The organism is Pseudarthrobacter sp. DSP2-3-2b1, from assembly GCF_049895945.1.
Classification (GTDB): domain Bacteria; phylum Actinomycetota; class Actinomycetes; order Actinomycetales; family Micrococcaceae; genus Arthrobacter.
On sequence record NZ_JAFCTI010000001.1, the window covers coordinates 173,669 to 198,925 of the forward strand.

25 protein-coding genes and 1 pseudogene are annotated in these 25,257 nt (G+C 64.6%); 5 read left to right on the plus strand and 21 right to left on the minus strand.

Annotated elements, in window-relative coordinates:
- Nucleotides 1–10: 10 nt before the first annotated feature.
- The 13 genes and pseudogenes from ACP7AX_RS00680 to ACP7AX_RS00740 form a co-directional block, all read right to left on the minus strand.
- A complete protein-coding gene (locus tag ACP7AX_RS00680) occupies nucleotides 11–733 on the minus strand; it encodes a DedA family protein (protein ID WP_426225002.1) in 723 nt (240 codons plus the stop codon).
- A gap of 104 nt (nucleotides 734–837) precedes the next feature.
- Entirely contained in the window at nucleotides 838–1,467 is a 630-nt protein-coding gene (locus ACP7AX_RS00685) for a VTT domain-containing protein (protein WP_131682129.1), read from the minus strand.
- A gap of 4 nt (nucleotides 1,468–1,471) precedes the next feature.
- Nucleotides 1,472–2,794, minus strand: a complete 1,323-nt coding sequence (locus tag ACP7AX_RS00690) for a thymidine phosphorylase (protein WP_131682130.1) — start codon at nucleotides 2,792–2,794, stop codon at nucleotides 1,472–1,474.
- Nucleotides 2,795–2,830: 36 nt separating this feature from the next.
- Nucleotides 2,831–3,196, minus strand: a pseudogene (locus ACP7AX_RS00695) (cytidine deaminase); the annotation flags it as partial.
- Nucleotides 3,197–3,198: 2 nt separating this feature from the next.
- Nucleotides 3,199–4,542: an ABC transporter permease subunit gene (locus tag ACP7AX_RS00700; protein WP_131682132.1), complete on the minus strand. Its 1,344-nt coding sequence runs from the start codon at nucleotides 4,540–4,542 to the stop codon at nucleotides 3,199–3,201.
- Nucleotides 4,539–5,939, minus strand: a complete 1,401-nt coding sequence (locus ACP7AX_RS00705; RefSeq protein WP_426225003.1) for an ABC transporter permease — start codon at nucleotides 5,937–5,939, stop codon at nucleotides 4,539–4,541. Before ACP7AX_RS00705 ends, ACP7AX_RS00700 begins: the two co-directional genes overlap by 4 nt.
- Nucleotides 5,932–7,581 (minus strand): ABC transporter ATP-binding protein, encoded by a 1,650-nt coding sequence (locus ACP7AX_RS00710; protein WP_426225004.1) that lies wholly within the window; start codon nucleotides 7,579–7,581, stop codon nucleotides 5,932–5,934. The genes ACP7AX_RS00705 and ACP7AX_RS00710 overlap by 8 nt, the downstream gene beginning before the upstream one ends.
- Nucleotides 7,582–7,749: 168 nt before the next feature.
- Nucleotides 7,750–8,856 carry a BMP family lipoprotein gene (locus ACP7AX_RS00715; RefSeq protein ID WP_426225005.1) on the minus strand — a complete coding sequence of 369 codons (1,107 nt, stop codon included), beginning with the start codon at nucleotides 8,854–8,856 and terminating at the stop codon, nucleotides 7,750–7,752.
- A gap of 231 nt (nucleotides 8,857–9,087) precedes the next feature.
- Nucleotides 9,088–10,113 (minus strand): NADP-dependent oxidoreductase, encoded by a 1,026-nt coding sequence (locus ACP7AX_RS00720; protein WP_426225006.1) that lies wholly within the window; start codon nucleotides 10,111–10,113, stop codon nucleotides 9,088–9,090.
- Nucleotides 10,110–10,541, minus strand: a complete 432-nt coding sequence (locus ACP7AX_RS00725) for an Ohr family peroxiredoxin (protein WP_131682136.1) — start codon at nucleotides 10,539–10,541, stop codon at nucleotides 10,110–10,112. Before ACP7AX_RS00725 ends, ACP7AX_RS00720 begins: the two co-directional genes overlap by 4 nt.
- A 35-nt stretch (nucleotides 10,542–10,576) precedes the next feature.
- Nucleotides 10,577–11,011 (minus strand): transcriptional regulator, SarA/Rot family, encoded by a 435-nt coding sequence (locus ACP7AX_RS00730; protein ID WP_131682137.1) that lies wholly within the window; start codon nucleotides 11,009–11,011, stop codon nucleotides 10,577–10,579.
- Between the two features lie 120 nt (nucleotides 11,012–11,131).
- Nucleotides 11,132–12,346: an amidohydrolase gene (locus ACP7AX_RS00735; RefSeq protein WP_131682138.1), complete on the minus strand. Its 1,215-nt coding sequence runs from the start codon at nucleotides 12,344–12,346 to the stop codon at nucleotides 11,132–11,134.
- A 70-nt stretch (nucleotides 12,347–12,416) separates the two neighbouring features.
- The gene (locus ACP7AX_RS00740; RefSeq protein WP_131682139.1) at nucleotides 12,417–13,550 is read right to left on the minus strand and encodes a sugar phosphate nucleotidyltransferase; all 1,134 of its coding nucleotides are present in this window, start codon (nucleotides 13,548–13,550) and stop codon (nucleotides 12,417–12,419) included.
- A gap of 254 nt (nucleotides 13,551–13,804) precedes the next feature.
- Between ACP7AX_RS00740 and sdhC the strand changes: the two genes are divergently transcribed.
- The 5 genes from sdhC (at nucleotide 13,805) to ACP7AX_RS00765 (ending at nucleotide 18,235) form a co-directional block, all read left to right on the plus strand.
- Nucleotides 13,805–14,185: a succinate dehydrogenase, cytochrome b556 subunit gene (gene sdhC / locus ACP7AX_RS00745; RefSeq protein ID WP_082576094.1), complete on the plus strand. Its 381-nt coding sequence runs from the start codon at nucleotides 13,805–13,807 to the stop codon at nucleotides 14,183–14,185.
- 3 nt (nucleotides 14,186–14,188) lie between these two features.
- Complete coding sequence (locus ACP7AX_RS00750) at nucleotides 14,189–14,665, plus strand: succinate dehydrogenase hydrophobic membrane anchor subunit (RefSeq protein WP_426225007.1); 477 nt, start codon at nucleotides 14,189–14,191, stop codon at nucleotides 14,663–14,665.
- A 105-nt stretch (nucleotides 14,666–14,770) separates the two neighbouring features.
- Nucleotides 14,771–16,573: a succinate dehydrogenase flavoprotein subunit gene (gene sdhA, locus ACP7AX_RS00755; RefSeq protein WP_131682141.1), complete on the plus strand. Its 1,803-nt coding sequence runs from the start codon at nucleotides 14,771–14,773 to the stop codon at nucleotides 16,571–16,573.
- 1 nt (nucleotide 16,574) lies between these two features.
- Nucleotides 16,575–17,357 carry a succinate dehydrogenase iron-sulfur subunit gene (locus ACP7AX_RS00760; protein WP_131682142.1) on the plus strand — a complete coding sequence of 261 codons (783 nt, stop codon included), beginning with the start codon at nucleotides 16,575–16,577 and terminating at the stop codon, nucleotides 17,355–17,357.
- Nucleotides 17,358–17,461: 104 nt separating this feature from the next.
- Complete coding sequence (locus ACP7AX_RS00765; RefSeq protein ID WP_131682143.1) at nucleotides 17,462–18,235, plus strand: alpha/beta fold hydrolase; 774 nt, start codon at nucleotides 17,462–17,464, stop codon at nucleotides 18,233–18,235.
- Here ACP7AX_RS00765 and ACP7AX_RS00770 read toward each other — a convergent pair.
- The 8 genes from ACP7AX_RS00770 to ACP7AX_RS00805 form a co-directional block, all read right to left on the minus strand.
- The gene (locus tag ACP7AX_RS00770) at nucleotides 18,192–19,286 is read right to left on the minus strand and encodes a YihY/virulence factor BrkB family protein (protein ID WP_426225288.1); all 1,095 of its coding nucleotides are present in this window, start codon (nucleotides 19,284–19,286) and stop codon (nucleotides 18,192–18,194) included. The two genes, ACP7AX_RS00765 and ACP7AX_RS00770, sit on opposite strands and share 44 nt — an antisense overlap.
- 55 nt (nucleotides 19,287–19,341) lie before the next feature.
- A complete protein-coding gene (locus tag ACP7AX_RS00775) occupies nucleotides 19,342–19,941 on the minus strand; it encodes a 2'-5' RNA ligase family protein (protein WP_131682145.1) in 600 nt (199 codons plus the stop codon).
- Between the two features lie 4 nt (nucleotides 19,942–19,945).
- Nucleotides 19,946–20,983, minus strand: a complete 1,038-nt coding sequence (gene trpS / locus ACP7AX_RS00780) for a tryptophan--tRNA ligase (protein WP_426225008.1) — start codon at nucleotides 20,981–20,983, stop codon at nucleotides 19,946–19,948.
- A gap of 19 nt (nucleotides 20,984–21,002) precedes the next feature.
- Entirely contained in the window at nucleotides 21,003–21,836 is an 834-nt protein-coding gene (locus ACP7AX_RS00785; RefSeq protein ID WP_426225009.1) for an exodeoxyribonuclease III, read from the minus strand.
- Between the two features lie 10 nt (nucleotides 21,837–21,846).
- Nucleotides 21,847–22,407 (minus strand): hypothetical protein, encoded by a 561-nt coding sequence (locus ACP7AX_RS00790; protein WP_426225010.1) that lies wholly within the window; start codon nucleotides 22,405–22,407, stop codon nucleotides 21,847–21,849.
- A 108-nt stretch (nucleotides 22,408–22,515) separates the two neighbouring features.
- Nucleotides 22,516–23,349, minus strand: coding sequence for an ABC transporter permease (locus ACP7AX_RS00795; RefSeq protein ID WP_426225011.1), 834 nt, complete (start codon nucleotides 23,347–23,349; stop codon nucleotides 22,516–22,518).
- Complete coding sequence (locus ACP7AX_RS00800; RefSeq protein WP_426225012.1) at nucleotides 23,346–24,206, minus strand: ABC transporter permease; 861 nt, start codon at nucleotides 24,204–24,206, stop codon at nucleotides 23,346–23,348. The genes ACP7AX_RS00795 and ACP7AX_RS00800 overlap by 4 nt, the downstream gene beginning before the upstream one ends.
- Nucleotides 24,199–25,158, minus strand: coding sequence for an ABC transporter ATP-binding protein (locus ACP7AX_RS00805; protein ID WP_426225289.1), 960 nt, complete (start codon nucleotides 25,156–25,158; stop codon nucleotides 24,199–24,201). Before ACP7AX_RS00805 ends, ACP7AX_RS00800 begins: the two co-directional genes overlap by 8 nt.
- Nucleotides 25,159–25,257: the final 99 nt, after the last annotated feature.

Consider the following 25,257-nt stretch of genomic DNA (forward strand, 5'->3'; position numbering starts at 1 on the left):
ATGCCAGCCGCTACTTAGCGGGCTGCTCGCCGTCCGCCGAAGTTGCGGCAAGCAGGGTCTGATCGTGGGACGGAAGGGCGCCCTCCGGGCCGCCGTCCAGCCATTCGTCCACATCTTCGGCGTCGTTGCGGGCAAGGTGCTTGTGCCACCAGCGCAGGAGGTGATCGATGAGAATGCCCAGGACGATGGCGAACACCACGGCAATTCCCGCGCTCAGGAGCGGGTTGTGGTGCAGCCACGGAAATGAGCTGGCGAGTATGCCGATGCCGATGGAATACCCCACCCAGGTGACACAGGCAAAGGCGTCCAGCGGGAAGAAGCGCCGGTGCGCAAACCCGGTGCTGCCGGCGACGTAGTTGACCGCTACGCGGCCCCACGGGATGTAGCGGGCCGTGAAGATCAGGACGGCGCCGCGTTTTTCGAGTTCGTACCGTGCCCAGCCGAAGGCCTTCTGGACTTTGGGCCGCCGCATCCAGCGCCAGCGTTCCAGGCCGATCCTGCGGCCCAGCATAAAGGCCATATTGTCGCCCGCGATGGCGCCGATCAGTGCCGTGAAGCCAAGGATCCAGAGGTTGGGTTCGCCGCTGTGGCGGGAAAACGCGGCGAGGGCAACGATGAGGGTCTCGCTGGGAACCACCATGGCGAAGCCGTCAATGAAGAAGAAAATCAGCAGGACCGGGTAGATCCACCATTGGCCCGCCGCATGGAGCACGGCCTCATTAATAAACTCCACGCGGGTGTTGCTCCTAGACGAATGATGCAGCCGGAAGTGACGTAAATCGCTCTTCAGTGTCCCATGCCTCAGACGTGATTCGCTACGCCGGGTACCCCGTAACCCTAGGCTTCGGGGTCCTTCAGCCGCTCCACTACGGGAACCTTCCCCTTGATGCGGTTGATGACCAGGTCCACCAGGATTCCGAGGCCCACAGCGCAGATGATGGCGATGACAGCGCCAAGAAGGTGGTTGTTTTCAAACCACTGCCCGAAGAACAGCCCGATCCCCACGGAATAGCTGGCCCAGAGGGTGGCGGAGAGGACCGTCAGCCCCACGAACCGGAGGTGGTGATAGCGGGTCACACCGGCGGTGAGGTTGACGGCGACCCGGCCGATGGGGATAAAGCGCGCCACCAGGATCAGCGACGCCGGCCGTTTCCGCAGCTCGTGGCCTGCCCAACGGAACCCGCTTTGCATCCGCGGGCCGCGCATCCAGCGCCACCGCCGCGTCCCCACCCTGCGCCCGATGAGGTAGGCAATGTTGTCGCCCGAGAAGGCGCCCAATCCGGCGACCAGCATCAGCAGCCAGGGGTTGGGGACATCCGCGGTGGCGGCCACTGCGGCCAGGCCCACCACCACGGACTCACTCGGTATGGGCGGAAAGAAACCATCGATCATGCAGCAGGCCAGCACCAGGAGCAACACCCAGGGCTGCCCGGCAGCGGCGAGGATGAAGTCGTTGATGGCCTGCATCTACTTATGCTATTCGGTCGATGATCAGTTGCTGGGCCGGGCGTGAGCCTTCGGGAGCGATCACCACTGCGTGCTCCAGGGATTCCTTGGCGCGCGCGAACTTCCCGGGTGTGTCAGTGAGCAACGTCATAAGGGGCTCGCCGGCGCGCACCACCGCACCGGGCTTGGCGTGCAGGCGGACGCCGGCACCGGCCTGGACGGCGTCTTCCTTGCGGGCGCGTCCGGCTCCGAGCCGCCAGGCGGCGACGCCGACGGCCAGGGCATCGAGCTCAACCAGGACACCGTCCGCCGGTGCGTAGATAGTTTCGGATTCCCTGGCTACCGGCAGTTTGGCCCGGGGATCGCCGCCCTGCGCCTCGATCATCCGGTTCCAGACGTCCATGGCCCGCCCGTCCTTCAGGGCTGCGCGGACATCGGCATCGTGGACGCCGGCGCACGCCAGCATCTCTTCGGCCAGACGCACTGTCAGCTCCACCACGTCCTCGGGCCCGCCGCCGGCCAGAACCTCCACAGACTCTTCGACTTCGATCGCGTTGCCGGCGGTGAGGCCGAGGGGCGTGCTCATGTTGGTCAGCAGCGCCACGGTGTTGACCCCGGCGTCCTTGCCCAGGGCAACCATGGTTTCGGCCAGTTCCCGTGCCCGGGCCTCGTCCTTCATGAATGCGCCGCTGCCCACTTTGACGTCCAGGACCAGGGAGCCGGTTCCCTCGGCAATTTTCTTGCTCATGATCGAGGAGGCGATGAGCGGGATGGCCTCCACCGTCCCGGTGACGTCACGCAGGGCATAAAGCTTCTTGTCAGCGGGCGCGAGCCCCGCGCCCGCAGCGCAGATCACGGCGCCCACGTCCTGGAGCTGGGCCAGAATTTCCTCGTTGCTCAGGTCCGCCCGCCAGCCCGGGATCGATTCCAGCTTGTCCAGCGTGCCGCCGGTGTGGCCGAGTCCCCGGCCGGAGAGCTGCGGCACGGCAACACCGAACACTGCCACCAGAGGCGCCAGCGGCAGGGTGATCTTGTCCCCCACTCCGCCGGTGGAGTGTTTGTCGCTGGTGGCCTTCACGCCGCCGTCGGGCCGCCGCAGGCTGGAGAAGTCCATCCGCTCGCCCGAGGCGATCATGGCGGCAGTCCAGCGCGAGATCTCGGCCCGGTCCATGCCGTTGAGCAGGATCGCCATGTTCAGGGCGGCCATCTGCTCGTCGGCAATGGCACCGCGGGTGTACGCGTCGATGGTCCAGTCGATCTGTTCCGGGCTCAGTACGCCCCGGTCCCGCTTGATGCGGATGATGTCGACGGCGTCGAACGCTTCAGTTGTGTTCGGGGTTGATGTCACCGGGTTTCCTCCAGGTGTTGGGGACCAAAAGGCATCGGGAAGGACCTGGTCCATGGTCCTGATTCCCTGGGTGGTCATGAGCTCCATATCGGGAGCCCGGAATTCGTACAGCAACTGCCGGCACCGGCCGCAGGGCATCAGGACGTTCCCGCCGGAATCGACGCAGTAGAAGGCGCGGAGCAGTCCGCCTCCGGTCATGTGCAGGTTGCCGATCAGGGCGCATTCGGCGCACAGGGACAGCCCGTAGCTGGCGTTCTCGACATTGCAGCCGCTGATGATCCGGCCGTCCACCGTAAGGGCCGCTGCCCCTACCGCGAACTTTGAATATGGTGCGTATGCGTGGGCCATGGCGGCGACCGCGGCGGCCTCGAGGGCGGCCCAGTCGACGTCGACGGTATTCACCGTCAACCCTTCACGTACGGTATGCCGCTGGCCGCCGGGGGCCGGGACCTGCCTACGAGCCCTGCGACGGCGAACACGGTCACGAGGTAGGGCAGCATGGCCATGAACTGGCTCGGCACCGGGGTGCCGATGATCGTCACGATGCTTTGCAGGTTATCCGCGAAGCCGAACAGCAATGCTGCGAAGAACGCGCCGATCGGGTTCCAGCGTCCCAGGATCAGCGCGGCGAGGGCAATGAAGCCCCGGCCACCCGAGATTTCCTTGGTGAAGCTGTCGATCGCCACGAGGGTGAAGAACGAACCGCCGATCCCGGCAACGGCACCGCCGAGGGTGACATTCCAGAAGCGGGTGGCGTTGACTTTGATGCCCAGGGTGTCGGCTGCCTGCGGGTGCTCACCCACGGAGCGGACCCGCAGGCCCCACTTCGTCTTGAACAGTCCGATCCAGACCACAGCCACGGCTACATACATCAGGTAGCCCACCACGGACTGCTTGAAGAGGATGGGGCCGAGGACCGGGATGCTGGACAGGATGGGGATCTCGATGATGGGCAGCCGGCCCGGGGAGTTGAACATCTCCTTGTCCGCCTGCATCACGGTGCTGAACAGGAAGCCGGTCAGGCCCGAGATCAGCACGTTGAGCACCACGCCGACGATGATCTGGTTGACCACGTAACGGATGCTAAAGACGGCAAGCACCATGGACACCAGGGCACCGGCGACGGCCGCGGCCAGCAGTCCGAGGTAGGGGTTTTGCGTCAGGCTGGCCACGATGGCCGCCGTAAAGGCACCGCCCAGAAGCTGGCCCTCGATGGCAATGTTCACCACGCCGGAGCGTTCGCACAGGACTCCTGACAGCGAGCCGAAAACGATCGGCACCGCAAGGGTTACGGACCCGGCGATGAGGCCGGCCAGCGAGATGCTGGGGGTCCTTGCGCCGCCGACGACCCAGATCAGGAAGGCCACCACGAACAGGACCGTGAAAGCGACCGGCAGCCAGCGGGGCGGCCGTGCGTTCCTGGTCTTCAGGAACATGGCGTAGCCCGCGAGGCCCAGCAGGATCACGGAGAGCACGATCCCTGCCCCGAAGGCCGGCACTTCAATGGCCGGCAGCTGGAAGAAGTCGCCGCCGGAGGAGACGCCGAACCTGGCCGTTGCCTGTGGACCCATCAGGCCAAAGAAGATGAACGCGACCACGGCCAGGGCCAGCAGCGTTACCGGCAGCTTCCAGGTGACAGGCTTTCCGGAATATGCCGCGGTGCCGGTGCCGGTGCCGTCCGGCTGCGGTTGCCCCTGCTGCGGTTTGATGGGCTTTCCCGGGACGGGTGAGGTTGCTGTTGCGCTCATGCTGCACCTCCGGTGGTTGCTGCCTTCGGGGACTTGCCGGCGTTTGCGGCCTTCTTCTTACGTGCGTTGAGTCCGAAGACCGCCCGGACCAGCGGCGGCGCGGCGATGAACAGCACAATGAGCGACTGCACCACCAGCACGATGTCAATGGGGGTTCCGGTCTGGATCTGCATCTGGACCGCGCCGGCGCGGAAGGCGCCGAACAGCACGCCGGCGGCGAAGGTGCCCCACGGCGTCGAACGTCCCAGCAGTGCGACAGTGATCGCGTCAAAGCCATAGGTTGCGGCGACGCCGTCGGTCAGGACCTTTTCGGTGCCTGCCACCTGGGCGACGCCGGACAGACCGGCAAGGCCGCCGGCGATGGCCATCACCAGGACGGTGGCACGCGGGACGTTGATGCCGGCGGTCAGGGCCGCCTTCGGGTTGGCTCCCACCGCGCGGAACTCGAAGCCGATGGTGGAGCGGTTCAGCAGCCAGGCAACGAACACCGTTGCTGCGATGGCCAGCAGGAACCCGAGGTGCAGGCGGTACTGGGTGCCGAGGATCTGCGGATAGACGGCGGTGGCGTCCAAAATCGGGGAGATCGGGGTAGCCTCCCCGGGCCGCTGGAACGCCGGCGAATCGAGCAGGTACCGGACGAGGTAAAGCGCTATGTAGTTGAACATGATGGTCACGATGACCTCATGGGCACCGGTTCTGGCCTTCAGGAGTCCCACGAGGCCGCCCCAGACGGCGCCTGCTATGACTCCTGCGAGGAGGACCAGCAGCAGGTGGAGCCCCACCGGCAGGTGGAGGGCGAATCCAACCCAGGCAGCCGCGATGCCGGCCATGATGATCTGGCCCTGGGCGCCGATGTTGAACAGGCCGGCCCGGAATGCCAAGGCAACGCCGAGCCCTGCCGTAATCAGGGGGGTGGCGATGGTCAGGGTCTCCATCAGCGGGGCAAACTGTCCGCTGATCCCGCTCCCCCGCGGGTTGAAGACCGAGCCCTGGAAGAGAGCCACATAGGAGCTGGTGGCGGCCGACCACACGGCGGTGAGGAAGTCAGTAGGACGGGCAAACAGGTAGCCCGACGTGGCGGCAACCCTCTCGTCCGTGCTGGCAATAAGCAGCCCGCCGAGGATCAGTGCCAGGATGACGGCGAGGATGGTGACGATGCCGTTGCCGGTGAAGATCTTGCGCAGTACCGAGTCCTGGTCCTCGGCGCCAGGCAGGGATCCGCTCTGGGCCGATACGGGAACGGCGGATGGCCGCATCGCTCCGCCGGCGGTGTCCAGTGAGGTCACCAGGGACGTGTCCTCCCTGGGCGCCGGTGCAGCGGGTTCCTGGGGTTTCGGTGCCGGACCGCGGTCCGGATCCGGGTCAGCCGGACTGCGCGGCTCGTTGTTCTCAGACATGGTCGTCTCCTACGGCACCGGAGCGGGGCTCCTGCATGGGCTGGGCGGCGGGGGCTGGGGCGGTTGCCGGAAGATCGGCGGGGTTCTCCGCGGAGCGGCGGCCCGGGCTGCCCGGGCTGCCCGGGGCCTCGGCGAGGGCGGCCTCCGGGGAGACCCCTGCCATCATGAGGCCGAGGACGCCGCGTGAAGTGCCTGCCGGGACGATTCCGACCACTTTGCCTTTGTAGAGCACGGCGATCCTGTCGGCGAGCTCAATGACTTCGTCCAGTTCAGTGGAGACGATCATCACGGGGGTGCCCTGGTCCCGCTCGGCCACAATCCGCTTGTGCAGGAACTCGATGGATCCGACGTCCACGCCGCGGGTGGGCTGGGAGGCAATGAAGAGCCGCAGCGGCCGGGAAAGCTCCCGCGCCATGACCACCTTCTGCTGGTTTCCGCCGGACAGGGTGCCGGCGGCGAGCGAACCTGACGGCGTGCGCACATCGAATTCGTCGATCCGGGTTTTGGCGTTCTCCAGGACCTTCGCCGGACTCATGCTGATGCCCTTGGCGAACGGCGCCTGATCGTACCGGTCAAGGATCAGGTTTTCGGCGATCGAGAAAGTTCCGATCAGTCCGTCCACCGAGCGGTCTTCCGGGACGAAGCCGACGCCGGCGTTGAGGACTTCCTTGACGCTGCGGCCCAGGAGCTCTTCGCCGTCGAGCATGATGGAACCGTGAACGCGTTCCTGGAGGCCCAGGATGGCCTCGGTCAGTTCCGTCTGGCCGTTGCCTTGGACACCGGCGATGGCCACGATCTCGCCGCGGGCGATGTCGAAGCTGATGCCGTCCACCACGTGCTGGCCGCTGGGGGCGATGACGGTGAGGTCCTTGACCTGGAACGTCGTCTCCTGCGGCCTGGCGGGGGCCTTGTCCAGGGTGAGGCTCACGGCGCGTCCCACCATCATGGAGGCCAGCTCGGTGGTTGAGGCGCTGGGATCGGCAGTGCCCACTACCTTGCCGCGCCGGATCACCGTGATGGTGTCGGAGACGGCTTTTACTTCGCGGAGTTTGTGCGAAATGAACACGATCGAGGTGCCGTGGCTTTTAAGCTGGCGCATGATGTCCAGCAGTTCGTCGGTGTCCTGCGGGGTGAGTACGGCAGTGGGCTCGTCAAGAATGAGCACCTTCGCGTCCCGCACGAGCGCCTTGATGATTTCCACCCGCTGCTGCACGCCCACGGGAAGGTCTTCGATCAGGGCATCAGGATCGACGTCGAAGCCGTACCGGTCCGAGATCTCCTTGATCTTCCGGCGGGTGTCATCCAGGTTCAGGAATCCGCCGGCCTTGGTGGTTTCCGCCCCCAGCGCCACGTTTTCGGCGACCGTGAAGACGGGGACCAGCATAAAGTGCTGGTGCACCATGCCGATGCCCGCGGCCATGGCGTCGCCCGGGCCGCGGAAGGTGACCGGTTTACCGTCAACGAGGATCTGGCCCTCGGTTGGTTCGTACAGTCCATACAGGACGTTCATCAGCGTGGACTTGCCAGCGCCGTTTTCGCCGAGCAGACAGTGAATCTGCCCGGGTTCCACAACCACGTCGATGTGATCGTTGGCTACCAGGGAGCCGAAGCGTTTGGTGATCCCCTTGAGTTCAAGTTTCAAAACCCTGACCAATCTCGAAGTGTCCCGGCAGGCCATGCCCGGACGGATGATGGGGCTGCAGCAACAGCCTAGTGCCTGCAGCCGGATACGGAGCCGGTCCGCTCAACGAAAAGCGCCACAGCCCGTGCGGTGGATGACCGGACGGGCCGTGGCGCTTAGCGGAGGGAGTTAGACCTTCGGGCTGGCTGCGGATTCAACCTTCAGCGTGCCGCCGGCAATGTCCTTCTTGATCTGTTCCAGCTCGGCCTTCAGCTCAGCGGGAACCGCAGAGTCAAGGTCGTGGAACGGCGCCAGCTGCACGCCGTCGTTCGCGAGGGTGCCAACGTACGGCGTGTTGGTGAACTTGCCGTCCTTGTCTTCCTTCACAACGTTCTCCACTGCCTCGCCCATGAGCTTCATGACGGAGGTCAGCATCAGGTCCCCGTATTCGGGAGCGGTAAGGAAGCCGTCGGAGTCAACCCAGATGAGCTTGACGTCCTTGCCTGCTGCCTTGGCTTCCTTCAGGGCCGCGCCAGCGCCCTTGCCGACGGGGCCGGCAACAGGCATGACGATATCGGCGCCCTGGTCCAGGAAGTTCTGGGTCAGCTGCTTGCCCTTGTCCTGCTTGTCGAAGTCACCGGTGAAGGAGCCGTCCTGCGCTGCCTTGTCCCAACCGAGGACCTTGACGTCCTTGCCCTTTTTCTCGTTGTAGTACTTCACGCCGTCAGCAAAGCCGTCCATGAAGATGGTCACGGTGGGGAGCTTGATGCCGCCGAACGTGCCCACGGTCCCGGTCTTGGTGGTACCGGCTGCCACGTAACCGGCGAGGAACGCTGCCTGCGCGGTGTCGTAGATGATGGGCTTGACGTTGGCGACGGGCGGAGTGTAGCCATAATCGACGATTGCGAAGTGGCTGTCCGGGTTGGCCTCGGCCTGGGCCTTGGTGGCGTCGCCGAGGAGGAAGCCAACTGTGACGGTCAGGTCGCAACGGGCGGTGACCATGGCGCGCAGGTTCGGCTCGAAGTCGTTGTTGGTCTTGGACTCGGCCTCGTTGACCTTGATGCCGAAGTCCTTCTCAGCCTTCTTGAGCCCTTCGTACGAGGACTGGTTGAAGGACTGGTCGTCGAATCCACCGGAGTCGGAGACGATGCAGCCGGTGTAGTCGCTGGCCGTCGCAGTGGGGCTGCTGGCTTCGGGAGGGGCACCGCAACTGGTCAGCAGGAGTGCTGTAGCACCCATGGTGGCCACGCCGGCAACTGAACCGCGCTTGAGGTGCGCACGCAGTGATGTCTTCAATGTTCCTCCAGATAAGAGAGAAGTGCGCTACGACGTGAATTCAATGAGTGTCTGTTTCAACCCTGAAATTCTGTTTTCACTGACGGTCCGCAGCACTGCGCCGAGGCGCTCTGATGATTGCTACTTTAGTGGCCTGCGCCACTTCGGATAGCACATCCGGGCACGATCCTGGAGATTGTTGAGAACTTGTTACCAACGGGTAGTCAGCTCAGCCACCAGCGGGAGCAATGGCTAGAGGCGTACCAGCATCTTGCCGGTATTTGCCCCCTGCAGCAGATCCATAAACGCCTGCGGGGCGTTTTCCAGACCGTCAACCACTGTCTCGTCGTAGCGGACTGAACCGTCTGCCAGCCAGGCGGCCATCTTCTCAAAGAACTCGGCCCGGTGCTGGCGCTGGCCACTGACCAAGAAGCCCCGGAGGGTGAGCTGCTTGCCGATGGCGACCGCGAGGTTCCGGGGAGCCGGCGAGGGTTCGGTGGCGTTGTACTGCGCGATGGCGCCGCACATGGCGACGCGGCCGCCGACGTTGAGTTCGGAGAGGGCCGCTTCCAGGTGGTCACCGCCCACGTTATCGAAGTAGACATCAATCCCCTGGCCGTTCGCGGCGGCCTTGAGCTGTTCGCGGACCGGTGCATCGCGGTAGTTGAAGGCGGCATCGAAGCCCAGTTCCCGGAGCCGTTCCACCTTTTCCGGTGTTCCGGCGCTGCCGATGACCCGGGAGGCGCCCATGGCCTTGGCGATCTGGCCCACGAGCGACCCGACGGCACCGGCGGCACCGGAAACGAACACGACGTCGCCGGGCTTGAACTCCGCGACCTTGAGCAGGCCCGCGTACGCCGTCAGCCCGGTCATGCCCAGTGCCCCAAGGAACGCCGACGCCGGGGCGAGGTCCGTGCGGGCGACCGCCGTTGCGTCGGCCTCCAGGACGGCGTATTCACGCCAGCCCAGTTGATGGACGACGACGTCCCCCACCTTGCGCCCTTCGGCCCGGGACGCTATCACCTCACCCACGGCGCCGCCGTCGAGCGCTGCATCCAGCGCGAACGGCGCTGAGTACGATTTGGCGTCATTCATGCGTCCGCGCATGTAGGGGTCAACGGAAATGAAGAGGTTGCGGACCAGGACCTGGCCGTCCTGCAGTTCCGGTAGATCGGACTCTGCGAGGCGGAAGTTTTCCGGGCCGGGCCGGCCGTGCGGCCGCGATGCGAGCCGGATCTCGCGGGAGGTGCGGGGAAGGGCTGCGGTGTGGGTGCTCATGCGGCGAACTCCAGGATCTTGATGTCAACGGTCATGTTTCCGCGGGTGGCGTTGGAGTAGGGGCAGATCTGGTGCGCCTTGGCCACCAGGGCTTCGGCCGTGGCGAGGTCGAGGGCCGGCACAGCAATTTCCAGCTCCGCAGCCAGCCCGTAGCCCACGCCCCCGTCCAGGGCGCCGAAGTGGATCTTGGCTGCTACGGCAGAGTCGGCGAGGTCGGCGCCTTCCGTGCGGCCGACCAGGCGCAGTGCTGAGTGGAAGCATGCTGCATAGCCGGCGGCAAAAAGCTGCTCCGGGTTGGTGCCCTGGCCGTTTCCGCCCAGCTCCACGGGGCTTGCGAGGGTGACGTCCAGCTTGCCGTCCTTGGTGCGTGCGTTGCCGTCGCGGCCTTCGCCGGAAGCCAGTGCCTCGGCAGTGTAAAGAGTCTTCATGGTGGTCCGTCCTGTTGGGGTGGAAATCGGTGTGGTCAGTGAAAGGTGTGCAGGGCTTCAGTGAGCCGTTCGAGGGTGGCGCGGAGTTGTTCAAGTTCTGTGGGTGTCAGTCCGGCTGCTTCGGCGAGACGCTGGGGAATGGCGTTTGCCTTGCTGCTCAGCGACTGTCCGGCGGGCGTCAGGTGGACGGCAACGCGGCGCTCGTCCTCGCCTGACCGGCGGCGCTCCACGAGCCCCATCGCCTCCAGGCGCTTGAGCAGGGGCGAGAGCGTGCCGGAATCCAGGCCGAGCTCTTCGCCCAGCTCCCTGACCCCGCGCGGCTCGGCTTCCCACAGCACCAGCATCACCAGGTACTGCGGATACGTCAGGCCGAGGTCCTCGAGCACGGGGCGATATACCGCCGTCGCCGCCCGGGAGGCGGAGTATAGGGCAAAGCACACTTGGTGGTTCAGGCGGGGAGCATCAGTCACACCTTGAACGATAGTTGACAATTGAATTGTGCACAACTTACATCTGTGTGGGTTAAACGCGAACGGCCACTCCGCGCCCCAAAGAAAGGGTTTGGAGTGTCCGTTCATGCCGGGTACTGCCTAGACGCTTGGGCTTTCGAGGTCGCGGATGGTCCGGAGGGCTGCTGCCGTGAGGACCTGGATGCCGAGCCCCAGCGCGCGTTCGTCCACGATGTAATCGCCACGGTGCAGATCGTATTCTTCGCCGCCCGGGGTTTTGGTGCCGAGGCGCATCATGGCCCCGGGCAGCTCTGCGAGGAACCAGGCGAAGTCCTCGCCGCCCATGGACTGCGGTGTCAGGGTGACTGCGCTTTCACCGATCTCGGCGCGGGCCGCAGCCTCGATGAGTGCAGTTTCGTGTTCGGAGTTCACCACAGGAGGGACTCCCCTGGTGTGTTCCAGGTGCACATCCACGCCGTAAGGCGCCGCCACCTGGTTGACCACTTCGTCCAGCAACTCGCCGGCGTCATGCCACGCATCGCGGTCCAGGCAGCGCATGGTCCCTGCCATATAGCCCGTGCCGGGAATGGCATTGGGGGCCGATCCGGCGTTGATCTGGCCCCACACCACCGACACGCCGCTGCGGACGTCCACCCGCCGGGACAGCACGGCCGGAACGTTGACTGCGATCTGCGCCAGGACGAAAACGAGGTCCTCGGTCAAATGTGGCCGGGAGGTATGGCCGCCGCGGCCGCTCAGTTCGATCTTGATGGTGTCTGAGGCGGACGTGATGGCACCGATGCGGGTACCGATCTTTCCGACGTCGATCCTGGGATCGCAATGCAGTGCGAAGATCCGCGGAACACCGTCCAGCACGCCCTGCTCAATGCAGGACAGGGCACCGCCGGGCATGGTTTCCTCGGCCGGCTGGAAGATGATCCGGACAGTTCCGCCGAGCGGCGTCTCCTCATGCATGCTCTGCAGCACCAGGGCGACGCCGAGCATGGTGGCGGTGTGGACGTCGTGGCCACACGCGTGCGTGACGCCGTGGTTCTTGGACGAAAACGGCAATCCCGTTTCCTCGATGATGGGCAGGGCATCGATGTCGCCGCGGAGCGCCGTGGCGATGGGGCCCTCCCCGATGTCCACGGTCAGCCCTGTGCCTTCGAGCCGGCGCGGCGCCAGGCCTGCAGCCTCAAGGCGCTCCACCAGCTTGTCAGTGGTGCGGAATTCCTTGAAGGAAAGCTCGGGGTGCGCATGGAGATCCCGCCGGAAGGTGATCAGTTCCGGGAGGAGTGGCTCCAGCCATGGCCGCACCAGTGTGGTGGGCTCGGCTTCAGTAGTGTAATTTCGCACTCATTTACTCTAGCGAGAGTCCACGGAATAGCGGCATCACGGCTGGCTCGTTACAGATTGTGCCGGACAGCTAGAGAACGTCGGTGTCGCCGCTTGCCTTGAGCGCGTCGACGGCTCCCTTGACCCGCTGGGCATGCTGCTTGGTAGTCACCAGCAGGGCGTCGCCGGTGTCCACAATCACTACGTCCTTGATGCCGATCAGGGCAATGACGCGTTTGGTGTCCGAAACCACCACGCCGCTCGCGTTTTCGGTGAAGACCCGCGCGCCCTCACCGATGACCGTAACGTCATCGACTTCACGCGCACTGTTCAGCCGGCCCACGGAAGCGAAGTCCCCGACGTCGTCCCAGCCGAAAGTGCCCGGCACTACGGCGACATCGCCGGCGGCTGCCGCGGGCTCCGCCACGGCGTAGTCGATGGCGATCTTGGGCAGTGTGGGCCAGACCCGCGCCGTCACTTCATCGCGCGCCGGGGTATCCCAGGCTTCGGCGATCTCCTGCAGGCCTTGGAACAGCTCAGGCTGGTTGGCCTCAAGGTGCTTGAGCATCAGCGCGACCGGGGCAACGAACATGCCCGCATTCCACACATACTCGCCGCTGTCCACGTACTGCTGGGCGACTTCCTCGTCAGGCTTTTCCACGAATTCCACCACTGCCTGGGCAGTGGGGGCCCCTTCAATGTTGAGCCCCCGCCCGGCTCGGATGTAGCCGAATCCTGTAGAGGGGTGGGTGGGCTTGATGCCGATGGTGACAATCTTGCCGGCTGCGGCCGTATGGATGGCCTGGCGGACGGCGTCCTGGAAAAGGCTGTCCGGGCTGATGACCTGGTCCGCGGCGAAGGATCCCATGATGGTGTCCGGATCGCGCTGGTGCAGGATGGCAGCTGCCAGGCCGATAGCGGCGCCGGAATCCTTGGGCTCGCTCTCAAGGATGAGGTCTGCTTCCTGGACCTCAGGCAACTGGCGGCACACGGCGGCCCGGTGGGCTGTGCCGGTCACTACGAGGACGCGCCTGCCCGCGAGGGGCTCGAGGCGGTCGTACGTGGCGCGCAGCAAAGTGCTGCCCGATCCAGTCAGATCGTGGAGGAATTTGGGTGCTGCGGCGCGTGACAGCGGCCAGAGGCGGGTCCCCACTCCGCCTGCCGGAATCACCGCAATAAAGCGGCTAAGGGCTGAATCCGGGCTTGTCACTTTGTCTGTACTCATCACTGCTACTTTAGCTGACCGGCCATAGTCTCCCCTTCCGTGAAGGTCCTGGTGCCCTGAAATCCGCCGCTTGATGTGTCCTTTGTCTCAATTGACGGTCAAACCGGGCATTGCGGGTCACCAAGGAGTTCCTAAATTGAATAAGCTATGAGCGAAGCCTAGATTTAGGCTCTGAGCTACGAGTGCTCTCGCAGCAGGCGTTCCCCCCGCGTGGATCTCATGCCAGCGCCGCTGTGTTGCAGGGAGGTTTATCAGTGCCGACAAAACCAGCTGGCACCTTGTACCGCGGCCGTGAAGGCATGTGGTCCTGGGTAGGACACCGAATTACCGGTGTAGTGATCTTTTTCTTCTTGTTGGTCCACGTGCTGGACACCTCATTGGTGCGTGTATCGCCTGAGGCGTACACCGCTGTGATCGGGGCGTACAAAAACCCGCTGATGGCCCTGGGTGAGACGGGCCTGGTGGCGGCGATTGTCTTCCACGCCTTCAACGGCCTCCGGATCATCGCCGTCGATTTTTGGAAGAAGGGCGCCAAGTACCAGCGCCAGATGCTGTGGACCGTCCTGGCCCTTTGGGTGGTCGTTATGGTCGGCTTCTCCATCCGCCACCTTTCCCTTGCACTCGGAGGTCACTAAGCCATGACTGCAACTATTGAGAACCCACGCAGTGGACGAAACAGCAGCGGGAAGATCTCGCCCCAGTACCGCCGCACGGGCGCCAACAAGGGGAACTTCGAAATGCTGGCGTGGCTCTTCATGCGCCTCTCCGGCGTGGTGCTGGTTGTCCTGATCTTCGGCCACCTCTTCGTGAACCTCCTGGTGGGCGAAGGCATCCACGCCATCGATTTCGGTTTCGTCGCCGGCAAGTGGGCTGACCCGTTCTGGCAGATCTGGGACCTGGCCATGCTGTGGCTGGCAATGCTGCACGGCACCAACGGCGTGCGCACCATCATCAACGACTACGCCGAGAAGGACTCCACCCGTCTTTGGCTGAAGATCGTTCTCTACGCGGCCACCACCGTGATCATCGTTCTTGGCACCCTGGTGATCTTCACCTTCAACCCGTGCCCCATGGTTGACGGTGTTCCGCTGCCTGGCGGCTTCTGCCCCGCGTAGCCCCCACATCTTTGTTGCCCGCGGTGACCCGCGGGCTGTGTATTGCGGTGCAGGCAACGCCCGCCCGTTGTTTTATTGCGAATTTTGAGAGAAAGAGCGCCAAGTATGCAGGTCCATAAGTACGACGTCGTCATCGTCGGTGCCGGTGGCGCTGGCATGCGCGCCGCGATCGAGTCCGGTCAGCGCGCCCGAACAGCAGTACTGACCAAGCTCTACCCCACCCGCTCGCACACTGGTGCCGCGCAGGGTGGCATGTGCGCGGCCCTTGCCAATGTCGAGGAAGACAACTGGGAATGGCACACGTTCGACACCATCAAGGGCGGCGATTACCTGGTTGACCAGGATGCTGCCGAGGTCATGGCCAAGGAAGCCATCGACGCCGTACTGGACCTTGAGAAGATGGGCCTGCCGTTCAACCGCACGCCCGAGGGCCGGATCGATCAGCGCCGCTTCGGCGGGCACACCCGTGATCACGGCAAGGCACCTGTCCGCCGCGCCTGCTATGCAGCAGACCGCACCGGCCACATGATCCTGCAGACCCTGTACCAAAACTGCGTCAAGCACAACGTGGAGTTCTACAACGAGTACTACGTCCTGGACCTGCTGACAGTTGAAGAGGACGCAGTCCGCGAGGACGGCACGTCCTACAAGCAGAAGCGCGTTGCCGGCGTCGTGTCCTATGACCTCGCCTCAGGCGAGCTGCACGTGTTCCAGGCCAAGTCCGTGGTGTTCGCCTCCGGCGGCGCGGGCAAGGTCTTCAAGACCACCTCCAACGCCCACACCCTCACCGGTGACGGCATGGGCATCGCGTTCCGCCGCGGCATCCCGCTGGAAGACATGGAGTTCTTCCAGTTCCACCCGACAGGCCTTGCCGGCCTGGGCATCCTGCTTTCCGAAGCAGCCCGCGGTGAAGGTGCCATCCTGCGTAACTCCGAGGGTGAGCGCTTCATGGAGCGTTACGCCCCCACCATCAAGGACCTTGCACCCCGTGACATCGTGGCGCGTTCCATGGCCAACGAGGTCCGCGAAGGCCGCGGCTGCGGCCCGAACAAGGACTACGTCCTCCTGGACCTGACCCACCTGGAGCCGGCGCACATCGATGCCAAGCTCCCGGATATCACCGAGTTCGCCCGTACCTACCTCGGCGTGGAACCGTACACCGAGCCGGTTCCGGTGTTCCCGACCGCGCACTACGCCATGGGCGGCATTCCCACCAACATCACCACCGAAGTCCTGCAGGACAACGACACCATCGTCCCGGGCCTCTACGCCGCCGGTGAAGTTGCCTGCGTGTCCGTTCACGGCTCCAACCGCCTGGGCACCAACTCGCTGCTGGACATCAACGTGTTCGGCAAGCGGGCCGGTATCGCTGCCGCGGAATACGCCAAGACGGCAGACTTCGTGGAGCTCCCCGAGGACCCTGAGGCTTACACGATCGAGCTGCTGAACATTGCCCGCAACGGCACCGGCACCGAGAAAGTGGCCGTGATCCGCAAGGAACTCCAGGACACCATGGATGCCAACATGCAGGTGTTCCGCACGGCAGACACCTTGAACCAGGTGCTCCGGGACATCGCGTCCTTCGAGGCCCGGTACAAGAACATCACCGTCCAGGACAAGGGCAAGCGCTTCAACCTCGACCTCCTCGAAGCCGTGGAACTGGGCTTCCTGCTGGAGCTGGCCAAGGTCATGACAGTGGCAGCCCTGCACCGTGAGGAATCCCGCGGCGGACACTTCCGCGAGGACTTCCCGGACCGCAACGACGAAAAATTCATGAAGCACTCCATGGCGTACAAGGATGACCACGCCCCGGCGGCCGGCGCCTCTGCAGAGGCAATCGCCGGTATCCGCCTGGCTACCAAACCGGTTGTCTTTACCCGCTACGAGCCGATGGTGAGGAAGTACTAAGATGTCAGCCGAGCTTGCTGAACCAGCATCCAAGATCGAACTGCCCGCACACGTAGGTGGCGGCGGCGAGATCCCGACGTTTGACGTCACCCTCCGCGTGCGCCGCTACAACCCCGAGGTGTCCGAGGACGCCACCTGGGACGACTTCAAGGTCACCATGTACGGCACCGACCGTGTGCTGGACGCCCTGCACAAGGTCAAGTGGGAAATCGACGGCAGCGTCTCCTTCCGCCGTTCCTGTGCCCACGGTGTGTGCGGTTCCGATGCCATGCGCATCAACGGCCGCAACCGCCTTGCCTGCAAGACCCTCCTGAAGGACCTGGACACGTCCAAGCCCATCACGGTGGAGCCCATCAAGGGCCTTCCGGTGGAGAAGGACCTGATTGTGGACATGGAGCCGTTCTTCCAGTCGTTCCGCGAAGTCATGCCGTTCCTGATCAACAAGGGCCACGAGCCCACCAAGGAACGCCTGCAGTCCGCTGAGGACCGGGAGCGTTTCGACGACACCACCAAGTGCATCCTGTGCGCCGCGTGTACGTCCTCCTGCCCCGTGTTCTGGACCGATGGCCAGTACTTCGGCCCGGCCGCGATCGTCAACGCACACCGCTTCATCTTCGATTCCCGAGATGACGCCGGTGACATGCGCCTGGAGATCCTCAACGACAAAGAAGGTGTGTGGCGTTGCCGCACCACCTTCAACTGCACCGAAGCATGCCCTCGCGGCATTCAGGTGACGCAGGCAATCGCCGAGGTCAAGCAGGCCATCCTCTCCCGCAAGATCTAGCCCGGTCTTCTTCAAAGCAGTTCGACGACGGCGCCACTCACCTCCCAGGGTGGGGCGCCGTCGTTTGTTTTAACACACCGATGCCACAAGGAAAGAAGAACGCGATGTCCCGTTCCGAAAAGGTCAGCTTCGAAGGCTCCACCGGCGAACTCCTGTCCGGCATCATCGATGTCCCGGAGGGCCCGGTCCGGGGCTGGGGCGTCTTCTCCCACGGCTTTACGCTGGGCAAAGACAGTCCATCGGCCTCACGGATGTGCAAGGCGCTGGCTGATACCGGGATCGGCATGCTCCGCTTCGACAACCTGGGGCTGGGCGGGTCCGCCGGCGAGTGGGCTTCCGGATCGTTCAGCCATAAGGTCGCCGACACCGTCAAGGCCGCCGAGTTCATGCGCGGCCAGGGCAAGGCCATCTCCCTGCTTGTGGGCCATTCCTTCGGCGGCGCCGCAGTACTGTCGGCGGCCCGCCAGATCCCGGAGCTCGACGCCGTCGCAACAGTTGGTGCCCCGTTCTCACCAAAGCACGTGGCCCACGTTTTTGACGCCGCCCTGGATAAGATCCTCAGCGAAGGAAGCGCGGAGGTGATCCTCGGCGGCGGGAAACGCGTGGAGATCCGGAAGCATTTTGTGGAGGACTTGGAGAATGCGGACCTCACGGACTGCATCCGTCAGCTGCACAAGCCGCTGATGGTCATGCACTCCCCCACGGACAACACCGTTGGCATCGAGAACGCCAGCACCATCTTCCAGACGGCCCGGCACCCCAGGAACTTCGTGTCCCTGGAAGGCAGCGATCACCTGTTGACGGGCAAAGGCCAGGCGGCGCGTGCCGCCCGGATCATTTCTGCCTGGGCCGAGCAATACCTCGACGCCGGGCAGTAGTCACCGGCGTCGTCGCAGTGGCGCTGTGGCTTGAGGCCCCGGCGCCGCCTGCATCGGTGTGCCGCTCCACCGGGACTTTGCCGGGCTGGAGCTGCCGGGCGCCCAGCAGCGCTTTGTCGTGGGTGGCAGGGGCGCTTCTGAGGTCTTCGTCGCGGACCGCTGACCAGGCGGCCGCCACCAGGTAGACCTGGCTGACGAGGTTGAACCAGATCAGCAGGCCGATGATGATGGCGAACGGGGCCAGGATGGGGTTCCGCCCCGCCCCGGCAAGCAGTTCAGTGCTGAAGACCTGCAGGGCCGCCGTCCCCACACCGGCCAGGATGGTGCCTTCCAGCAGCGCCCGGCGGCTGAGCTTCAGCCCGCCGGCCAGGCGGAACATGATGACCGCGGTGACCCAGTTGAGCGTCAGGGGCACACCGATCTTGATCAGGTTGGTCAGCGGGCCCGCCACGGCCTCATCCAGCTGCAGGAAATCCGCGACCCAGCCGGCCGCCGTACCGAAAATCAGGGAAGCTCCGGCACTGATCACCAGGGCGGTGCCCAGGAGCAGGAGGGTCCCGGCGTCGCGCAGTTTCAGGACAATCGGGTTGATTTTCAGGGGCGCCAGTTCCATCACGCCCCGAAGACCGTTGCGCAGCCCATCGATCCAGCCCAGCGACGTGACCACGGTGACCACGGCCGCAATAACAGCGGTCCAGCCCAGCCCGTCCGGGTTCAGGAGGTCCCTGGGGTCCACCAGGCCTTCGCCGCCACCCACTTTCAGCAGGCCGGGCGCGCTCTGGGCCACGCTGCCGATGATGGTGTCCAGCAGGGCAGGCTGTCCCCGCAGGACCAAGCCGGCGATGGAGAAGCCGGTGGCCAGCAGGCCGGTGATGGAAAAGAACATCCTGAAACCGATGCCTGCGCTCATCAGCGGGCCGTGCTGGAGGTTGTAGTGCTGCCAGGCGCGCATGGGCCGGAAAGCGTTGAGCCGCGCCAGAAGCCACTGGAACATCGCCAGCAGGCTCGCCACCGGGCCGCCGTCGGACCTTCTGGCTTTGCCCCACGCCATCCGCTTCTGGCTGACGGCGAGCTTCAACCGTGCCTGTTCCGTAGGAAGCGGCGGGTCAGCCGGCGTTGGCGTCTGCGTCCTCGACTGTCTCGGCGCCCCGGGGGCCTTCGTACTCGTCAGTTTCGGTCCCAAAGTCCAGCTCTTCCCGTAGCTGCCAGATGCCATCGGCATCGTGCTCGTAAAGTCCCATGCTAACCACAGGGAAGGTGGCCCGATAATCCTTCAGCACCGTTTCGGCTTCGTCGAGGCTTTCGGGGGCAACATCGTGGGCAATTGTCACGTGAGGGTGGTACGAAAACGGCAGGTCGCGCTCAAGCGGGCCGGTCTGGAGCTTTTCGTGCAGGTCAACGCAGTGGTTGAAGCCGTCCTCCACGTTGATGAAAACCACAGGAGAGACCGGCCGGAAAGTGCCGGTCCCGGAGACTGTGACCATAAAAGGTGCCTGGCGCCGGGCAACGCTGCGGACGTGTTCGCGGGTGGCTTCCCAGTCGTCCGTGGTGGTAGTGGTCACCAGGGTGATGTGGGCAGGCACAATCCCCGCCATGGGATCCCCGAAGGACGCCCGCCAGCGCTGGAGTTCCTCGGCGATGGCAGGGGGGAACCCCAGAATGACACCTACGCTCATTCCCTCGCTGGCTTTGCTCGCGGCCGGCATTGCTTTAGCGGACTCCCGCCAGGCTCAGTGAGGGCAGGAAGCCCATGCGGTCATAGACCTTCCCGAGCGTGACCGAAGCGATTTCCCGTGCACGCTCAGCGCCCTGCGCGAGCAGGCGGTCCAGTTCGGCAGGGTCCGCCATCAGTTCGTTGGTCCGGTTACGCAATGGAGTGATGAAATCAACCATCACCTCGGCGAGGTCAACCTTGAGGTGGCCGTACATCTTGCCGGCGTATTCGGCTTCAAGTTCTGCAACGGACTTGCCGGTCAGTGAGGAGTAGATGGTCAGCAGGTTGGACACGCCCGGCTTCTCTTCCGGATCAAACCTGATCTCGGTGCCGGCGTCAGTCACCGCTGACTTGATGCGTTTGGCCGCGAGCTTGGGATCCTCCAGCAGCTGGATGGAGCCGCTGGCTGATTCCCCGGTTTTGGACATCTTGGCGCCGGGGTTCTGCAGATCGTAGATCTTGGCGCTTTCCTTGAGGATGGTGGCCTCTGGCACGGTAAACGTCTCGCCGAACCGGGTATTGAACCGCTGGGCGAGGTTCCGGGTCAGCTCAAGGTGCTGGCGCTGGTCCTCCCCCACGGGCACCAGGTCAGTCTGGTACAGCAGGATATCGGCAGCCATCAGCGTGGGATAGGCAAAGAGGCCCAGGGTGGCGGCATCAGTTCCGGATTTTTGGCTCTTGTCCTTGAACTGCGTCATCCGGGAGGCTTCGCCGAAGCCGGTGATGCAGTTCAGCGCCCACGCCAGCTGGGCATGTTCGGGCACGTGCGACTGGACGAAGAAGATGCTCTTGTCCGGATCAATGCCGGCAGCGATGTACTGGGCCGCCACCACGCGGGTCCGCTTGGTCAGCTCCGCCGGATCGAAGTCCACGGTAATGGCGTGGAGATCGGGGATGAAGAACACGGCGTCGTAGGCGGACTGCATGTCCACCCAGTTCCGGACGGCACCGATGTAGTTGCCCAGGTGCAGGGAGTCTGCGGTGGGCTTGGCGCCGGAGAGGATGCGCTTGCGCGGTGGGGTTAAGCTGGTCATTCGTTCGGAACCTTAAGAATTAGAGCCGGTAGTCCACTACCAGCGGGGCATGGTCAGAGAAGCGTGTGTCCCACGAGGGAGCCCGGTCCACCACTGCCGAGAAGGCGGCGGCGGCGAGGGCCGGGGTGGCCACGTGGTAATCGATGCGCCAGCCGGTGTCATTATCGAAGGCCTGGCCACGCTGGGACCACCAGGTGTAGGGGCCATCGACGTTGCCCGCCAGGCCCCTGTGAACATCCTTCCAGCCGATTTCTTCGCCGAAGAAGCGGTCAAAATATGCGCGTTCCTCCGGGAGGAAGCCGGCCTTCTTGACGTTGCCCTTCCAGTTCCGGATATCCAGCTCGGTGTGGCCGACGTTGAGGTCGCCCACCACCAGGGCGTGATCGCTGTGCTTGGTCAGTTCCGGCAGGCGGGTGCTCATGACATCCAGGAACCTGTACTTGTCCGCCTGCTTCGGCGTTCCCGCCCCGCCGGAGTGCACGTAGGCGCTGGCGACGGTCAGCTGGCTGGCAGTGCCGGAAGCGTCATAAACCCTGAAGTCCGCTTCGACCCAGCGGCCTGCGGTGGCGAAGTAGTCATCGCCGATGCCGTTGCGGGTTTCCAGGGGTTCTTCGCGGGAGGCAATCGCGACGCCGGCGCGGCCTTTTGCTTCGGCTTCGGCGTGCAGGATGTGCCAGCCCTCACCAAGCAGCTGCCGGACGATTGCGTCAGGGGCGCGGACCTCCTGGAGGCAGAGAATATCCACCTCGCGCGGCTCCAGCCATTCCGCCATGCCGTTCTTATAGGCAGCCCGGAGGCCGTTGACGTTGACTGATGCGATGCGAAGGTGGTCCTTCTTCAATGCCGAGCTCACCCGCTCCACTCTAGTCGATGATGGTTCCGCTGACCGGGTCCCCGGTACCGGCGGAGCGGATCATGTCCCGGGCGTTGGTGGCGGTGATCTCGATGGTCTCCAGCGCGCGGCGGATGGTGTCCTGGTCCGCTGCCGCTCCCTTGGCCCGTTCTTTCTCCACCACCTGGATCTGCACCTGCACGATCTTGAACGAGTGGTCCAGCTTGAGGTCGCGGACTTCCTCCGCTTCGGTGCGCTCGGATACCACGCGGGTGCCGCCATGGTCAGCAGAGGACGACGACGGCGCGCGGCCGGCTGCGCTGTTGAAGGCGTTCTGGGCTTCGGTCAGTTTGGCCCCGGCCCTCTTCGCCGCCTTCTGGATGCTGAACACCACGAAGGCTGCGAGCGCGAGCCAGAAGCCGGCGATGATCGCGACCACCCAGCCCACGACGTCGTTCTGGTTGGCGGCGAAGATGACGGCCACGATGAACGCAACGACGAAGACCATCATCCCCGGGCCGCTGATCCGGAGCATGGAGAAGCCGCCCTTGGACCGGCCGGACGGGGATTGAGGGTTACTCAGGGATCGCATGGGTTTATTGTCTCAAACGCGGCTGCGGTCGAATGCACCTTCCACCCCCGGCGAACAGGAACCCCTCCCGGAAGTGCTCGGCTGGAACAGCGTCACGTCAGGATCAGCTCACTTCAGGAACAGCTTGCGGAGCCGGACCGTGGTGAGGAGCATGCCCAGCGCGGTCATCAGCAGGTAGTACCCGATGTGGATCGCGGTGGCCGGGGTGAACATGCCCACGCTGATCTGGCGCAGGAGCTCCACACCGTGCCAAAGCGGCATGACCTGGATGAGCCACTGGATGTACTGCGGGTAGACGCTGAGCGGGTAGAACGTGGCGCTGAACAGGAACATGGGAAGCAAGATGAAGTTGATCCAGTCCATCTGCTGGAAAGTCTTCAGGAAGCTGGTGATTCCCATGCCCAGGCTGGCGAAGCCAAAGGCGATCAGCACGGAGGCCGGAATCATCAGGAGGGCCCACGGCGTGGTGATCAGTCCCATCAGGCCCATCACGGCCGTGAACCCGGTGGCGTACAGCAACCCGCGGAGCAGGGCCAGGAAGATCTCACCGATAGCTACATCCAGCGGCCCCAAAGAGGTGTAGAGCATCCCCTGGTAGAGCTTGGCGAAGTTCATCTTGAAAAAAACGTTCCAGGTGGAGTCGTACACGGCTCCGTTCATGGCGGAGACGGCGAGCAGCGCCGGGGCGATGTAGGCCGCGTAGCTGATCTCGGTACCATCCGGTCCCTGCACGGTGCCCACGATGGCGCCCAGTCCAACGCCCATGGAGATGAGGAACAGCACTGGCTCGAAGAAACCTGAGAGCATCACCAGCCAGTTGGTGCTTTTGGTGGCCATCAGCCCGCGCTCGATCACGGCTTTGGCGTTGCGCGAATACAGCGGACCGAAGGTCCTGTTGCGGGCCTCCTCCGTGGCGCTGTGACCGCGGGTCAGGATGCTCATTGCCCGAGCCGCCGGACGAACTGGCGCCGGGTGAGGATCCACCCCAGCGCGGCGAGCGCAACCAGCACCACGATGTGCACCACGGTGAGGACCGGAGGTTCCTCGTAGCCGTAGCTGAAGACCCTGCCGAGTTCGGTGCCGTGCCAGATGGGTGAGATCCAGCCGATCCACCGCACTGCAAGGGGCAGCGTGTCCAGCGGAAAGAAGGTCCCGGAGAAGAGGAACAGCGGCATGACGATAAAGCGCATGACCATGGCGAACTGGCCTTTGTCGTCCTTGATGGAGGCGGAATAGGCCATCAGCGGCAGGCCAAAGGACAACCCTGCCAGCGTGGCCCCCACAATGCCCACCCAGCCCCAGCCGGAAGGAGCGGCGCCGAACAGTGCCACGGCTTCGAAGTAAATGGCGGACTGCAGCAGCAGCCGGAGCGTCACCGCCATGATCTGCCCGGCGGCGATCTGCTGCGGAGTGAGCGGAGAGGCATGCGGCCCGTAGTAGACGCGCCGCCATTTGAAGCCGTCCATCACCGGGAACGTGAACTCGTTGGCTGCGGTCATGACGGCAGCGGACACCAGCAGCGCGGGGGCGATAAAGGCCAGGTAGCTCACCCCGCCGAAGGCGGCGGCGTCTTCAGGCTCAACCAACGTGGCAAGCCCCACCCCCATGGCGAACAGATAGGCCACGGGCTGCCCCACGCTGTACATCAGGATGGACCAGCCGTAGCCCTTCATGACCCGGAGGACCTGCTCGGCAAAGTAGAACGCGCCCCACCGGCGCGCTTTGGCGGCGGCCACCGCCGGGGAGTGGGCACGGGAACCGGTGCCCGCCGCGGCACCGGTGGCCACCTCCTCAGTCAACGAGGCTCCTGCCGGTCAGCCGCAGGAACACGTCCTCCAGGGATGACCTCCGCACCAGCGAGGTCAGCGGCCTCAGGCCGCGGGAAGAGACCTGCTCAAGTGCCGCCTCGCCGTCGTGCGCGTAAATCAGCACCCTGTCCGGCAGGGCTTCGAGGCGCTCGCCGATCCCCTGGAGCTCAGCGCCGATGGTGGCGTTGCGTTCGGAGCCGAACCGCAGTTCCAGCACCTCGCGGGTGGAATGCTCGCGGATCAGCTGCGCCGGGGACCCCTCGGCCATGATCCTGCCCTTATCCACCACGATCAGGCGGTCACACAGCTGCTCAGCCTCATCCATGTAGTGCGTGGTCAGGATCAGGGTGACGCCCTGCTCCTTGAGCCGGAAGAGCCGGTCCCAGAGGATGTGCCGGGCCTGCGGATCCAGCCCTGTGGTGGGCTCGTCCAGCAGGAGGATGCGGGGCTCGTTGATCAGCGAGCGGGCGATGGTGAGGCGCCGCTTCATGCCGCCGGACAGGGCGTCAACCTTGGATTTGGCTTTGTCGGTGAGCTGCGCGAACGCCAGCAGTTCGTCGGCTTTCGGCTTGAGGTAGCTCATGGGCAGTCCGAAATAGCGGCCGTAAACCAGGAGGTTGTCCCGGACCCGCAGCTCCTCGTCCAGGTTGTCCTGCTGCGGCACCACGCCCAGGTGCGCCCGCACTTCAGGGCCGTGGCTGTCCGGATCCAGGCCCATGATGCTGAGCGTCCCGGAGGTTCGCTGGGTGACGGCGCCGATCATCTTCATGGTGGTGGACTTCCCGGCCCCGTTCGGGCCCAGCAGGCCGAAGGACTCCCCCGCCGGAACACTGAAGGAAATACCGTCGACGGCGGCGACCTCGCCATAGGTCTTGCGCAGGTCCTTGGCCTCGATGACCGGCTGGTGGCGGGCTGGAAGGCCGGCGGAGGTGTTGGAGGGCACGATGGCTTTATTGCGCACCCTCCGCAGACTAGTGGAGCGTCCGGCAATGTGAAAGGGGACTTGCACTTGGGCGGCCGCGCCGCAGTAAACGGCCGACGG